The sequence below is a fragment of the Bacteroides sp. 519 genome (assembly GCF_010500955.1).
Taxonomy (GTDB): domain Bacteria; phylum Bacteroidota; class Bacteroidia; order Bacteroidales; family Bacteroidaceae; genus Bacteroides.
The window spans coordinates 81,812-96,909 of the sequence record NZ_QVMJ01000014.1 but is presented as its reverse complement, the minus strand read 5'-3'; the positions used below and the strand labels follow the sequence as shown (position 1 = coordinate 96,909).

Below are 15,098 nucleotides of genomic sequence, written 5' to 3'. Positions count from 1 at the left end.
TGCAATATTAACCTTTTAAAAACAAATAACATGAATCACAAAAAGCTCTTAAGAAGCATTGCAATACACCTGATAGTATTGTGCGCACTCTTAACACCTTTCAATGCTTTTGCACAAAGCATTCAGCTAAAAGGCACTGTAGTTGATAACACCAAAGAACCTATTATCGGTGCTAACGTTATGGAAAAAGGCACCACTAACGGATTAATTACCGATATATATGGTAACTTCTCGTTAAACGTCAATCCCCAATCTACTATCGTTGTATCTTATATGGGATACAAAACACAAGAAATTCCTTTGAATGGTAGAAAAGAACTAAGAGTAGTTCTTGAAGAAGACTCTTATCTTACAGATGAAGTTGTGGTAATTGGTTACGGTGTGATGAAGAAAAGTGATATGACTGGAGCCATTTCATCAGTTGATGTGGAAGAACTGAGTAAACGTACCACTACCAATCCGGCAGAAGCATTGCAAGGTAAAATTGCAGGTGTAAATATTCAAAAGTCCGGTGGCAATGCCGGAGCAGGGGTTCGCGTTAAAATTCGTGGTGTAAAAACTTTCGGCGATAACCAACCTCTTTATATTATTGATGGTTTCCCTGGTGATATTGAAAATGTAAACCCACAGGATATTGCTTCTATGGAAGTACTGAAAGATGGAGCCGCTGCTGCTATCTATGGTTCGGTTGCTGCCAATGGGGTAATTATTGTGACTACAAAGAATGGTAAGAAGGGCGATGTCAAAGTAGATTTCAGTTCTTATTTAAGTTTCACAAACGTAGCAAAGAAACTGGAAATGCTTAATGCCAGCGAATACCGTCAGGTACATAAACAAATGTACGAAAATGGTGGCGAAGCCCTTCCGGCTTATGTTACCAATAATAGTAATGTGGATACAAATTGGCAGGATGAAATGCTGCGTGGAGGATTTGCACAAAGCTATATGGTAAGTGTACGTGGCGGATCGGACAAAGCACAGTATTCGATCTCATATAACCATGCCGATGAAAAAGGAATCTTTTTGGGAAATGACTATCGTCAGGATAATGCACGAGCTAAACTCAAAATGTCTAAATACATCTTCGACTTTGATGCAAACCTTGCTTTCAAATTTACAGATAGCAAACAGCCTCAATATTCATTGAAAGAAATGTATATGATATCTCCCCTTGTTCCTGTTTATGATGAATCGCAGCCATCGGGCTATGGACTAACCAATTTTGATGGGCTGCCAAGTAACCGCAATGTAATGGCCGATCACCATTTTGAAGATTATTCTAATAAGAAGTATCATACAACAGCAAATATAGCACTTACAATGAATTTCACATCGTGGTTAAATTTTAAAACAAGTTACAATTACCGCGGAGAGCACCAACGTACAGCCTATCATGCTCCTTCTTATGTGGCCGATGTTAAGTCGCCTAACGAATATCCATATCAATCCGAATCATCGGCTTATTGGGAAGAACAAGTATTCGATAATATCCTCAATTTTAATAAAACATTTGGTGCACACAGTGTGAATGCAATGGCAGGTAGTTCAATAACAAATAGAAAATACACCTGGAATTCTGTCGGTATAGAAGGATATAACACAGTGTATAAAGTAGAAGACGGTAAACTGGTTACATCTAAAGAACCAGCCGGATTTCTTGATGAGTACTTTGATACTATTGGAGCAGGAGCAGGCGGCACTTTTAGTGGTGATGGCAGCAAATGGGACTACAGACGGGCTTCTTTCTTCGGCCGCTTGAATTATAACTATGACAATCGATACCTATTACAGGCTACTATGCGCTATGATGGCTCGTCAAAATTTGGAAGTGACAGTCGTTGGGGATCGTTCCCATCTGTTGCAGTAGGCTGGAGAATCAGTGAAGAGGGTTTCTTTCCTAAAGCTTCAATCATTAACAACCTTAAACTACGTGCCAGCTGGGGTCGTTTAGGAAACGAAAATGCACTTGGGTATTATGACTTTCAAGCATTAATTAGCTCTAGCAACACTCTACTGGGAGGTTATGTAAAAGGAAACGGAGAAAATCCTTGGGTTGGAAATATTGCCCGGGGGCTGGAAAACCGTTCCTTAAAATGGGAAACAACCGAGACTACCAATGTAGGGTTCGATTTTGGTTTACTATCAAACAAATTAACAGGAGCACTGAATTACTACCATAATCAAACAACAGATTTATTAATAACCAAAGCACTTCCACTATCGGCCGGACTTAATAACCCGATACTTAATGTTGGTAAAATACGTAATACAGGTTTTGAGTTTGAAGTAAACTGGGCCGACAATATCAATGACTTTAGTTACAACATTGGTTTTAATCTCAGCACCACCAAAAACAAAGTTGTATCACTTTCGGACGAATATCAGGTATTGACAGGCGAAGGTCTGCGATATGGAACAGAACATTTTCCAACCCAAACACGGGTAGGAAAACCAATTGGAGCATTTTACCTGTATAAAACCGATGGAATTTTCCAAAGCGAAGAAGAGGTAAAAGCACATGTGGGTACATCTCAAAAACAGCTTCAGGGAAAAGCAGCACCCGGTGATATACGATTTGTTAATGTAACGGAAGACGATTATATAAATGAAGACGATAAAGTATATTGTGGCTCGGCCATTCCCAAAATGGAAGCAAACCTCAATTTATCTGCTGCATACAAAGGCTTCGACTTTTCGGCAATTTTGGGTAGTGCTTGGGGACATAAATTGTATAATGGTAACCGCTATTTTTATGAATCAATGAATGCCGGTTCAAACTTCATGAAATCAACACTTAATGCTTGGACTCCACAAAACACAAAAACAACAGTGCCAAGAGCTATTTCTTCAGATCCTAACGGAAACCTGAAAGAGTCCGATCGTTTCCTCGAAAAAGGAGATTTCATCCGGTTGCGCCAACTTCAATTGGGATATACTTTACCAAAATCATTCATTCGTAAGGTGTATATTGAAAACCTACGTTTCTATGTAAGTGGTGAAAACCTGTTTACAATTACCGATTACTCTGGTATTGATCCGGAATTCTCACGTGCAAGTGTTCTTAATTCGGGTATCGACAACCTGATATATCCTTTCACTCGTTCGTTTACTGTTGGCGTTCAACTTTCATTCTAACTATTAAAAGTATACTAAAATGAAAAAAATATTATATTTAGTAACAATTTTTTGTGCTGTGGCTCTCATTTCATGTGACGACTATCTAGACTTACAATCACCCGATCAGTTAACATCCGGAACTTTCTGGCGCGATCAAAACGATGCTGAAGCAGGGCTAGCTTCTGCTTATTCACAATTAGAGTATTCTATAAATAGATGGGAATTTCCTGAAGTTAAATGGCCGGTTGAAGCCTATCGTGAAGATGTGGTTATTCTCGGTGCCGATGCCTACAATTATCCCAACTGGGTAGAATTGGCAACATTTAGCTATACCAATGGAAATTCGCAGTTTACTTCGTACTGGTGGAATAACTATCGGGGAATCAGTTTTGCGAATCAGGTTGTAGAAAAAGTAGCTGAAATGCCGGATAACGCTATAGACCCAACTATTCGTACACAAATAGTAAACGAGGCTCATTTTTTACGTGGATATTATCATATTAAACTACTTCTTAACTGGAAAGAAATAATTATACGTGATAAATATATCACCAATCAGGCAGAGTTGGAGAAAGGTTTATCATCACGTTCGGATGCTTGGGAATTTATTATTCAGGAGTTTAAAACCGCCACAGCCCTCCCTTCATCACACAATACAGATAACTTGGGTAGGGCAACTTCGGGGGCAGCTAATGCTTATCTGGGTTTTACTTACCTTACCCGTGCGTATGAAGAAACCTCTAAAAAGGAAGAGTATCTAACCGAAGCTGTAAAAGCCTTTGATGCTGTAAAGGGATACGAGTTAGAAAAGGATTTCCTCAGCATGTTTAATTCTACGAATAAAAATAGTAAAGAGTCCATATTCGAATTGCAGTTAACAATGAATGCTGCCAATGGTGCAGCCTATCAAACTTCATTACATAAATGGATAGGCACTGAAGATTTGAAAGGATGGGAAGAGATATTACCCAGCCCTATGTTATTAAACGAATTTATGAAAGAAGGAGAAATAGCATCAACAGGATTTTATGACTCCCGATTGTATCATTCAATTTTTTATAAATGTGATTATTTTAATGACCCTGAGGCGAAGCGTGTGTATGGAGATACTTATGATAATTTTTTTGTTATTAAGCCCATACCAGTGTTCCGCAAATTTCTTCCATCAAGATTCGAAGAATTAATACCAAACTTTAGCGCCATTAACATCCCCCTAATGCGCTACGCAAACGTTCTTCTTATGAAAGCCGAAGCTTTGAACGAACTGGGCCGAACCTCCGAAGCCATTCCATTAATCAATCAGGTTAGATCCGTACACGGCGATATGCCTGCTATGACGGGAACAACAAAAGAAGAGGTAAAAGCACAGATAGAGCACGAACGTATCATTGAGTTCCCATTAGAAAACTTCCGTTGGTACGATCTTCGCCGCTGGGGAAAAACAAAAGAAGCACTTACCGCAGTGGGTCGTGGAGAAAACTTCAAAGAGAATGAACACTCCTTCTATCCTGTTCCACTAAGTGAGTTAAATGCAAACAGCCAAATTGGGAAATAGAACTCAAAAACAACTACTTTTGCATCAAAAAAGAACATGCTAATCATAATTGGAATAATGCTATCCGGTATGCTTTTAGGTTTCCTGTTAAGAAACAAACAACTTACATGGATTCACAAAATTATTACCGTACTTATATGGGTATTACTTTTTCTGCTGGGCATTGATGTAGGCAGCAACGAAGCTATAATCAAAGGGCTCCATACTATTGGAGCCGAAGCTTTGATTATTACACTGGCAGCTGTAACAGGAAGCACCCTAGGCGCTTGGGCATTGTGGTACTTTATCAATAAACCAAAGAAAGGAGTAAAGCAATGAAAGGAAGTTTTATTATAGTATCGTTCTTTGCATTGGGAACCGTATTTGGAATATACCATGTAATACCTTACGACTTTTCGGAAAGCAAACTTAGTTACTATACCTTGTGTGTGTTGATGTTTTGCGTAGGGCTTAGTGTGGGTAACGATCCCAATACCCTGAAAAGTTTCAAAACACTTAATCCGCGCCTGATTCTTCTCCCGGTAATGACTATTCTGGGCACCTTAGCTGGTTGCGCAGTTGTGAGTCTTTTTCTGGAACACAGAAATCCGGCCGATGTAATGGCTCTGGGCGCAGGGTTTGGGTATTATTCCCTATCCAGCATATTTATAACAGAGTATAAGGGGGCCGAGTTAGGAACAATCGCCCTCTTGTCTAACATCACCAGAGAGATTATTGCATTGCTTTGTGCACCCTTATTGGTGAAGTATTTCGGGAAACTGGCTCCTATCTCTGTTGGAGGTGCAACCACTATGGATACCACGCTGCCCATAATTACCAGATATTCCGGAAAGGAGTATGTAGTAGTATCCATCTTTCATGGGTTTATAGTAGACTTTAGTGTGCCTTTTCTGGTTACACTCTTCTGCCTAATTTGACAAGAATATGCAAAAGGAATTATTTTGAAACGCAGATTAACGCGGATTAACGCAGATTGAAATATAAATAATTAAATAATCTGCGTTAATCCGCGTTAATCTGCGTTTCAAAAACAATCAGCAACAATATAAATGTATTTATGAAACAATATATACTACTAATCCTTACCTTTCTTTTAGCTTCTAACCCAACAAAAGCTAAAGAAGGAGATAAAGTTCCCTGGCAAAACCCACAAGTAAATGCCATAAACCGGGAACCGATGAATGCCCACTTTATCCCTTTTAAAGATGAAGCCAAAGCACTGCAACAACTCAACCTGCCTGTACCCGAAGGATTTAAACTGAATGCAAAAGCCGAAAGGCGCATCAGCTTAAACGGTACATGGAAGTTTCTATTCTCGAAAAACCCGGATAGCTGTCCGCAAGGGTTCTGGAAACCCGGATACAACACCAAAAAGTGGAGTAACATACAAGTACCCGGAAGCTGGGAGCTGCAAGGATTCGATGCCCCCATCTACACCGATGTAAGCTATCCTTTCCCGGCAAACCCGCCGCATGTGCCTACCGATTATAACCCCGTTGGCGCTTATGTACGCGAGTTTACCATCCCCGAAGAATGGAACGGAATGGATGTATTTATTGATTTTGAAGGTGTAGAATCCGCATTTTACTGCTGGGTGAATGGAGAACTGGCCGGATACAGCGAAGATAGTCGCCTGCCTGCCCACTTTAACATCACCTCACTACTTAAAAAAGGAAACAACAAACTGGCTGTAAAGGTATTCCGCTTTAGCGATGCTTCTTATCTGGAAGATCAGGACTGCTGGAAATACAGCGGCATTGAACGGAATGTATTTGTATATGCCCGTCCGTCTGTACGGATAAGAGACTTTAAACTGGTATCCGAATTAACCAACCAATATACCGACGGAAATCTGAATCTCGACCTATATATCAAGAATGCCCAAGCGGGGCACACCGTAGAAGTGAAAGTATTGGATGGCAAGAATGCTATATTCAACACAAAGAAAAGCCTCAGCAATGCTACCGACACACTCTTTTCCGTCAGCAATGTTTTTCCCAAAGTAAACCCATGGAATGCTGAAACACCCAACCTGTATACATTGGTTATAAATACCTTCAATGAAAAAGGTGAGGCTTTGGAATCGTTTGCTCATCCGTTTGGTTTCCGCACTGTTGAACTGAAAAACGGGATGTTACTTATCAACAACGTGCCTGTTCTTTTTAAAGGCGTTAACCGGCACGAACACGATCCGCACCACGGCCGCACCATCACTGTAGAAAGCATGGTGCACGATATCCAACTAATGAAACAGTTCAATATTAATTCCGTACGTAACTCACATTACCCCAATTGTGCAGAATGGTATGCTTTGTGCGACCGTTATGGCATCTACCTGATTGATGAGGCTAATATTGAAAGCCACGGCATGGATTATCATAAAGATGGAACATTGGCCAATTACCCCGAATGGGAGCTTCCTTTTAAGGAACGAATGGAACGCATGGTACTGCGCGACAGGAATTTTACTTCCATCGTTACCTGGTCTATGGGAAATGAATCGGGCTATGGCAAACACTTCGAAACGCTTTATCACTGGACAAAAACGTTCGACCCTACCCGCCCCACACAATACGAGGGCTCAAGGAAACAGGGTGTATCCGATATTTATTGCCCCATGTATGGGCGTATCTGGCTGTTGCGCGAACATGTAAACCAGCGTCAGCCGCGCCCGTTAATACTATGTGAGTATGCACACGCCATGGGAAACAGCGTTGGTAATCTTCAGGATTACTGGGATCTTATTTATAAATACGATCAGCTACAGGGCGGTTTCATCTGGGACTGGGTAGACCAGACTTTTGAAATAAAGGACGATAAAGGAAAGAAGATATGGGCTTATGGTGGAGATATGGGTTTTGTTGGCATCCCTAACGACTCTAATTTCTGTGCCAACGGACTTGTTGCTGCCGATCGTTCTTTGCATCCGCACATCTGGGAGGTAAAGAAAGTATATCAGTACATTCACTTTGAACCGGCTCCTTTCACTACCAATGTTATAAAGGTTACAAATAGGCACGACTTTATCAATCTGGATAAATTCTATCTGAGATGGACAATGGAAACAAACGGAAAGGCTGTCGATTCGGGAAGATTGGATTTTCCGGCTATAGCCGCCCATGGCACACAGCAAATTACTATCCCAATGAAGGCCGTTCCACAAGATGGAAAAGAATATTTCCTGAAACTGGAAGCTTTGACCAGAACAGGTGATGCATTGTTTGCAAAAGATCATATTGTGGCCATGGAACAATGGCAGATGCCGGGAATCAAGAAAGAAAAACCGCTTGAAGCCGTTCCGGGTACTTTAACCACCCAAAAGGATGATAACCGTTTCATTGTTTCGGGAGGGGATTTCCAATTAAACTTCTCAGCAGTTAATGGTGGCATAATCAATATGATGTACAAAGGAAAAGAGGTGATAAAGGAAGGATTGCAACCAAACTTCTGGAGGGCACTTACCGATAACGATGTTGCTAACAGAACCGCAACGCGTTGTGCCACTTGGCAACATGCGGGAAAAACAAAGACATTAAAATCATTCGATGTGCAACAAAACGCAGGTAAGAATACCGTAACCATAACAGAGTTGTACGATATGCCCGAACAAGATGCACATTTGCAACTCACTTATCAGGTTCTGGCAAATGGAACAATCAGGGTTTCGATAGATTTTGCCCCAGGCAGCAAACCACTCCCTGAAATGCCACGCTTTGGTGCATACATGGTGCTTCCGGCCGAATATGAAATGATGACTTGGCTAGGACGCGGTCCGCACGAAAATTACGAAGACCGTAAATCATCGGCAGCCATCGGATTGTACCAACAAACGGTATGGGAACAATATCACCCCTATGTACGTTCGCAAGAAACAGGCAACAAGTGCGATGTTCGATGGGTTAGCTTTCTGAATGCTGCAAACGTAGGAATCATGATTGAAGGCGATAGGCCACTTAGTATCAGTGCATGGAATTTCCCCATGGAAGATATTGAATATATCCCATTCAACACTGAACGTAAACATGGTGGCAGTATCCATAAAAAAGATATGGTATGGGTAAATATAGACTACCGTCAGATGGGCGTAGGTGGTGATAATACCTGGGGGGCGCAGGTTCATCCGGAGTACACAATTACACCAGAACCGATTTCTTATTCTTTCACCATAATACCAATTGATAAATAATCCGCATGTATGTCAAATATGTTATATAAAATAATGATCAAGCTCTGTTTTTGCGCACTCCTCATCTGTATGATGAGCTGTGTAAACACCCCAAAGGGCCCCCACTCAATAAGATACGAATATGGTAAATTATTCAATATCGCATACACCCCTGAGGCAAACACCCGCTGCGGTGGATGGTTCACCGATCAGGGCTCGTGGATGGGATTTACCATCCCCATGCAAGATAAATGGATAAACGGATTTTGCGGTCCTTTCAGCCTCGACCATCGTCATTGGATGGTTCGCAGTGCCGTTGTACCCGGATTCAGCAACATCAACGAAACTTTTACTCCGGATTCTACAAACTACTTTCCCGGAGAGATTTTTGTAAAATCACATTCTCCATCAGGAAACATTGAACAACACCTACAGTTTATCGACACAAACACAGCACTATTATATATTCGTACAAATATCAATCGTGAGTTACAACTGAAAGGCGATACCTGGGCCAATGGTACAAGTTTTAAACTGAACCAGAACACGGTAATTGCCCGTCACCCTTCGGGCGAGATTGTATGTATCGGCTTTGAGCCCGATGCCCGGGTAAGCATTACCAACGATAACTACCTGGCAGTTTGCAGTGGAGAGAATGTGTATGTTACCCTATCTTTTTTTAACAACGAAAAAGAAAAAATAGCAGGTTTGCAAAAAGCAACATCCATACTTAACCATCCGCAGAACTATATCGAAGCCAACAATAAACGTTGGGAGGGTTATTTAACAAGTGTGCTTCGCAATGATATGCCTGAGGAGTATAACCGGATAGCTGTAAAAGCGGTTGCCACGTTAATTGCAAATTGGCAAAGCCAGAAAGGCGGACTGTTGCACGAAGGTGTAGTACCCAGTCATGCAGTAGGTTATTTCATGGGATTCTGGGCATGGGATTCGTGGAAAACAGCTGTGGCTTACGCCAGATTTGCTCCCGAAGTAGCCAAGAACCAGATACGTGCCATGTTCGATTATCAGTTGGCTGATGGTATGGTGATTGATTGTATTTATTCGAACACCGACGAGAATAACGCCCGCGATAGCAAGCCTCCTTTGGCAGCATGGGCGGTAGATGAAATATTCACCCATACCAACGATACGGCATTTGTTCGCGAAATGTATCCACAACTTCTGGCTTATCACCGTTGGTGGTATGCTAAGAGAGATCATAACCGGAACGGGATTTGCGAATTCGGTTCGGTTGATGGCACTGCCGAGGCTGCGGCATGGGAAAGCGGAATGGATAACGCCATCCGTTTCGATAACGCCAAAATGGTTAAAAATGCAGATGATGCCTGGAGCTTTGATCAGGAAAGTGTTGACCTTAACGCCTATCTGGCTTACGAGTACAAACTATTGAAGAAGTTTGCCGGGCTTATTAACCAACCTTTTGCCGAGCCTGATTATACAGCCAATGTAGCCGAATACTTTTTCGATAGTACAACAGGTTTCTTCTTCGACCGCCATTTACCGGATGGTGAGTTTATTAAAGAAGAAGGTTGCGAGGCGTACATCCCCTTCTGGACAGGTATTGCCAGCAAAGAGCAAATGAACAGGGCACTGCCTTTACTAACAGATACCACTAAGTTTGCCACCTATATTCCATTCCCTACGGTTGCTGCGGATAATCCGAAATTCACTCCCAAAGGGTATTGGCGGGGCCCTATCTGGTTAGATCAAACGTATTTTGCCATTAAGGGATTGCGCAACTATGGGCACAAAGAGTTGGCAGATAAATTTACTGGGCAGGTGTTTAATCGTTTACATGGCTTAAAAGAAGATGCTCCCATTCACGAGAACTATGGTACACATACAGGTGAGTTACTGAAAGCTCCTCATTTTGGATGGAGTTCGGCGCATCTATTATTGATGTACGAGGAGTTTGGAAAATAAAATAAAGGCAAGATACAGACGTAAGTGTTACCGTATGTTAACATGCGGTTGCACATGTCATCAAAATATTGTATCTTTAGTGTAGCATAAGATATGCAGGTATAATACGGGAATGTTGGTAATTACATATTACTACCATTTCCGTATTTTTGTTTGTAAAACTACAGAGTTTTCTGTGGAAAACAACGGAACTTTCCACAGAAAGCTACATACTTTTCCACAGAGAACTACAGACTTTTCCGCAAAGAACTACAGACTTTTCCGCAGAGCATCATAAAAGAATATACAGATAGAGCAAAAAGGCATTCTAGTTAAAAGACAAGGCAGGCAAGGCAGGTAGGGGAGTAGTTAATATTACAAAATAAAGACTATTTTTAGATCAGAAGGGATTTTCTGAAGAGAATTATAAATAGAAACCAAACCTTTCGTTAACTTTGCGTGAATTTCGCGCAAAAACAAATAAGAATTTTTAAATGTTATAGATGATTGAGAAAATTATTGTATTAGAAGACATTGACCCGGTTATTTTTTATGGGGTAAACAACGCTAACCTACAACTATTGAAAGCACTTTATCCTAAATTACGATTAGTAGCCAGAGGCAATGTGATTAAAGTACTCGGTGACGAGGAAGAGATGGCGGCTTTTGAAGAAATTATTGTGAAGCTGGAAAAATATTGCGCAGAATATAATTCGCTTAAAGAAGATGTTATCATTGACATTGTTAAAGGTAATGCTCCCCAAGCCGAGAAGGCCGGTGATGTAATTGTATTTAGTGTAACAGGAAAGCCTATTATCCCCCGAAGCGAAAACCAGAAAAAACTGGTCGAGGGGTATAATAAGAATGATATGATATTCGCCGTTGGTCCTGCAGGATCGGGCAAAACATATACAGCTATTGCATTGGCCGTACGAGCCCTTAAGAATAAAGAGATTAAAAAAATTATTCTTAGCAGACCTGCTGTAGAGGCCGGCGAGAAACTTGGTTTTCTGCCCGGTGATATGAAAGAAAAGATTGATCCGTATCTGCAACCCTTGTATGATGCATTGCAGGATATGATTCCTGCGGCCAAGTTGAAAGAATACATGGAGTTGAATGTTATACAAATTGCTCCATTGGCTTTTATGCGTGGACGCACTTTGAACGATGCTGTAGTAATATTGGACGAGGCCCAGAATACAACCGCACAACAAATCAAGATGTTCCTTACCCGTATGGGGATGAACACCAAAATGATTGTTACTGGTGATATTACACAGATAGACCTTCCACCATCGCAAACTTCGGGGTTGGTACAATCCATGAAGATTTTAAAGCAGGTGAAAGGCATTGCATTTGTTGAACTGAGTAAGAAAGACATTGTTCGCCACAAGTTAGTGGAAAGAATAGTGGATGCGTATGAGAAGTTTGATAAGGAGGTGAAGGCGGAACGAGAAAAGAGAAAGGCTTCTGTTGAAACGCAGATTAACGCAGATTAACGCAGATTATTTAATCAGATTTCAAATCTGCGCTAATCCGCGTTTTTAAAAAGTAGAGGCCAACGGCCTCAATACAGCAGCGTAGGGCAAAGCCCTACGTAACGAGATTGATAATAACGTGACTCCAACGGAGTCTACTCAAATATCCTGGTTGATTGCGTTGACCCCGTTTGGGGTCGGTTGCACGCCCGATTATTACGTAGGGCTTTGCCCTACGCTATTGAATAGAGGCCGTTGGCCTCATGCATAGCAAGAAACTATAGAGGCCGTTGGCCTCATGTATAGCAAGAAACTTAAAACTAAAATAAGATGAATAAAGCATTAGTTAGAACTGATTTTAACTTTCCGGGACAAGAAAGTGTTTATCACGGAAAAGTACGTGATGTATACGACATTAACGGTAAAATACTGGTAATGATTGCAACCGATCGTATATCTGCTTTCGATGTAGTTTTACCTAAAGGAATTCCTTATAAGGGACAGGTTTTGAATATGATTGCTTCTAAATTTCTGGATGCAACTGCCGATATTGTTCCTAACTGGAAACTTGCTACTCCCGATCCCATGGCTACTGTTGGTCTTAAATGCGAAGGTTTCCGTGTTGAAATGATCATCCGCGGATATCTAACCGGAAGTGCATGGCGCGAATATCAGGCTGGCAACCGCAACATTTGTGGTGTTGTTATTCCTGATGGCATGCGCGAGAACGAAAAATTTCCAACTCCGATAATCACCCCAACAACTAAAGCCGACGAAGGTCACGACGAAAACATTTCGAAAGAAGAAATCATCGCACAGGGCATTGTTAGCAAGGAAGATTACGAGTTACTGGAAAAATACACCTATGCTCTTTTTCAACGTGGTAGCGAAATGGCCACCGAAAGAGGACTTATTTTGGTAGATACCAAATATGAATTCGGAAAGAGAGACGGTAGAATATATCTGATAGATGAAATTCATACTCCAGACTCTTCACGCTATTTCTATGCCGATGGTTATCAGGAGAGATTCGAAAAAGGAGAACCACAGAAACAGCTATCGAAAGAGTTTGTTCGTCAATGGTTGATGGATAATGGTTTTATGGGTAAAGAAGGTCAGCAGATACCCGAAATGACCGACGAATATGTTGAATCTGTTTCCGAACGCTATATTGAACTGTACGAGCAAATCGTTGGACAGAAATTTATAAAAGGAAGCTACAGTCCTGTTCGCATAGAAGACAATGTGGTTAATTTCCTTATGTAAAAACATTCAGAATGAACTACCCACAAGAACAAATCAAACCCTATGGCGACGACGGTAGCAAGGTAGAACAGGTTGAAAAGATGTTCGACAATATTGCTCCGGCCTACGATACGCTTAACCATACCATGTCGTTTGGCATTGATAGGTTCTGGCGGCGGAAAGCTATCAACTGGCTTAAACCGTTCAAGCCGCAACAAATTATGGATGTGGCAACAGGTACGGGCGACTTTGCCATACTTGCCTGTAAGAAACTGAATCCGCAGTTGGTTATGGGCACCGACATCTCTATGGGGATGATGAATGTGGGAAAAGAGAAAGTAGAAAAAGAAGGGCTATCTTCGAAAATCAAGTTTTCGAGAGAGGATAGTTCTTCTTTCTCTTTTAACGACAATACTTTTGATGCAATAACAGTTGCATTTGGAATAAGGAACTTTGCCGATCTGGATAAAAGCCTCAGAGAAATGAACCGGGTACTAAACGAACAGGGACAGTTGGTAATACTCGAACTAACCACACCCGACAAGTTTCCGATGAAGCAGCTTTTCTCCATCTACTCTAAAGTTATTATTCCGTTTTTGGGTAAAATGATATCAAAGGATAACAGTGCATATAAATATTTACCCGAAACAATAAAAGCCTTTCCACAAGGCGAGGTAATGAGAGAAATTATTTCTAAAGCCGGATTCAGGGAAGTACGCTTCAAAAGACTGACATTCGGTATTTGCACACTTTATACAGCAAAAAAAATGAATTAAGGCTTTAAGTTTTTAAGTTTTTGAGTTTTTAAGGTTCAATGCTGCAAACTCAAAAACTTAAAACCTAAAAACTTAAAAACTTAAATAGTTATGGAAAAATACGGTTTAGTAGGCTACCCGCTACGTCATTCGTTTTCAATTGGATACTTTAATGAGAAATTCAAGTCGGAGGGTATTGATGCGGAATATATTAACTTCGAACTTCCTTCGCTGGACGAGTTTCCCGAAGTTATTGCAAGAAACCCTACTTTGAAAGGCTTGAATGTTACCATACCTTATAAAGAAAAGATCATTTCTTTTCTCGATGATCTCGACAAAGATACCCGTGCCATTGGGGCGGTAAACGTAATAAAGGTTATTCGTAAAAAGAATAAGGTAAAGCTTGTTGGTTACAACTCGGACATCATTGGATTTATGCAATCTATTGAAACTATGTTGCAACCGCATCATAAAAAAGCATTGATTCTGGGAACCGGTGGAGCTGCCAAAGCTGTATTTCACGGATTAAAGAACCTGGAAATAGAAAGCAAGTATGTTTCGCGTACCGAACAGAAAGACATGCTTACGTACGAAATGCTCACTCCCGAAATTATGGAGGAATATTCCATCATTGTAAACTGCACCCCTCTGGGAATGTTTCCCGATGTGGATGTATGTCCCAACATACCCTACCATCTGGTTACACCCAACCATTTACTGTACGATTTGCTGTATAACCCCAATGTAACCCTGTTTATGAAAAAAGGCATAGAACAAGGTGCAGCAACAAAAAATGGTTTAGAAATGCTTCTGCTACAGGCGTTTGCTGCGTGGGAAATATGGAATGAGGAATAAAT

Annotated in this window: 10 protein-coding genes; all 10 read left to right on the top strand. The window is 41.1% G+C overall.

Annotation, left to right across the window (positions count from 1 at the left end; all coding sequences use genetic code 11):
• Nucleotides 1-30 precede the first annotated feature (30 nt).
• The 10 genes from D0T85_RS12880 (at nt 31) to D0T85_RS12835 (ending at nt 15,096) form a co-directional block, all read left to right on the top strand.
• Nucleotides 31-3,135, top strand: a complete 3,105-nt coding sequence (locus tag D0T85_RS12880; protein ID WP_163213860.1) for a TonB-dependent receptor — start codon at nt 31-33, stop codon at nt 3,133-3,135.
• Between the two features lie 19 nt (nt 3,136-3,154).
• Entirely contained in the window at nt 3,155-4,672 is a 1,518-nt protein-coding gene (locus D0T85_RS12875) for a RagB/SusD family nutrient uptake outer membrane protein (protein ID WP_163213858.1), read from the top strand.
• A 36-nt stretch (nt 4,673-4,708) separates the two neighbouring features.
• A complete protein-coding gene (locus tag D0T85_RS12870; RefSeq protein WP_163213856.1) occupies nt 4,709-4,990 on the top strand; it encodes a LysO family transporter in 282 nt (93 codons plus the stop codon).
• Nucleotides 4,987-5,589 carry a lysine exporter LysO family protein gene (locus D0T85_RS12865; protein WP_163213854.1) on the top strand — a complete coding sequence of 201 codons (603 nt, stop codon included), beginning with the start codon at nt 4,987-4,989 and terminating at the stop codon, nt 5,587-5,589. Before D0T85_RS12870 ends, D0T85_RS12865 begins: the two co-directional genes overlap by 4 nt.
• A gap of 140 nt (nt 5,590-5,729) precedes the next feature.
• On the top strand, nt 5,730-8,858 hold the full coding sequence (locus D0T85_RS12860; RefSeq protein ID WP_163213852.1) for a glycoside hydrolase family 2 TIM barrel-domain containing protein: 3,129 nt from the start codon (nt 5,730-5,732) through the stop codon (nt 8,856-8,858).
• 18 nt (nt 8,859-8,876) lie between these two features.
• Nucleotides 8,877-10,784, top strand: coding sequence for a trehalase family glycosidase (locus D0T85_RS12855; protein ID WP_163214053.1), 1,908 nt, complete (start codon nt 8,877-8,879; stop codon nt 10,782-10,784).
• Between the two features lie 482 nt (nt 10,785-11,266).
• The gene (locus tag D0T85_RS12850) at nt 11,267-12,262 is read left to right on the top strand and encodes a PhoH family protein (RefSeq protein ID WP_163213850.1); all 996 of its coding nucleotides are present in this window, start codon (nt 11,267-11,269) and stop codon (nt 12,260-12,262) included.
• A gap of 309 nt (nt 12,263-12,571) precedes the next feature.
• Nucleotides 12,572-13,507, top strand: coding sequence for a phosphoribosylaminoimidazolesuccinocarboxamide synthase (locus D0T85_RS12845; protein ID WP_163213848.1), 936 nt, complete (start codon nt 12,572-12,574; stop codon nt 13,505-13,507).
• An 11-nt stretch (nt 13,508-13,518) separates the two neighbouring features.
• Nucleotides 13,519-14,262 (top strand): bifunctional demethylmenaquinone methyltransferase/2-methoxy-6-polyprenyl-1,4-benzoquinol methylase UbiE, encoded by a 744-nt coding sequence (gene ubiE / locus D0T85_RS12840; RefSeq protein WP_163213846.1) that lies wholly within the window; start codon nt 13,519-13,521, stop codon nt 14,260-14,262.
• A gap of 90 nt (nt 14,263-14,352) precedes the next feature.
• A complete protein-coding gene (locus tag D0T85_RS12835) occupies nt 14,353-15,096 on the top strand; it encodes a shikimate dehydrogenase (protein ID WP_163213844.1) in 744 nt (247 codons plus the stop codon).
• Nucleotides 15,097-15,098: the final 2 nt, after the last annotated feature.

Coding starts and splice junctions, on each gene's coding strand:
- D0T85_RS12880 (WP_163213860.1), top strand. CDS start 31: ATGAATCACAAAAAGCTCTTAAGAAGCATTGCAATACACCTGATAGTA.
- D0T85_RS12875 (WP_163213858.1), top strand. CDS start 3,155: ATGAAAAAAATATTATATTTAGTAACAATTTTTTGTGCTGTGGCTCTC.
- D0T85_RS12870 (WP_163213856.1), top strand. CDS start 4,709: ATGCTAATCATAATTGGAATAATGCTATCCGGTATGCTTTTAGGTTTC.
- D0T85_RS12865 (WP_163213854.1), top strand. CDS start 4,987: ATGAAAGGAAGTTTTATTATAGTATCGTTCTTTGCATTGGGAACCGTA.
- D0T85_RS12860 (WP_163213852.1), top strand. CDS start 5,730: ATGAAACAATATATACTACTAATCCTTACCTTTCTTTTAGCTTCTAAC.
- D0T85_RS12855 (WP_163214053.1), top strand. CDS start 8,877: ATGTTATATAAAATAATGATCAAGCTCTGTTTTTGCGCACTCCTCATC.
- D0T85_RS12850 (WP_163213850.1), top strand. CDS start 11,267: ATGATTGAGAAAATTATTGTATTAGAAGACATTGACCCGGTTATTTTT.
- D0T85_RS12845 (WP_163213848.1), top strand. CDS start 12,572: ATGAATAAAGCATTAGTTAGAACTGATTTTAACTTTCCGGGACAAGAA.
- ubiE (WP_163213846.1), top strand. CDS start 13,519: ATGAACTACCCACAAGAACAAATCAAACCCTATGGCGACGACGGTAGC.
- D0T85_RS12835 (WP_163213844.1), top strand. CDS start 14,353: ATGGAAAAATACGGTTTAGTAGGCTACCCGCTACGTCATTCGTTTTCA.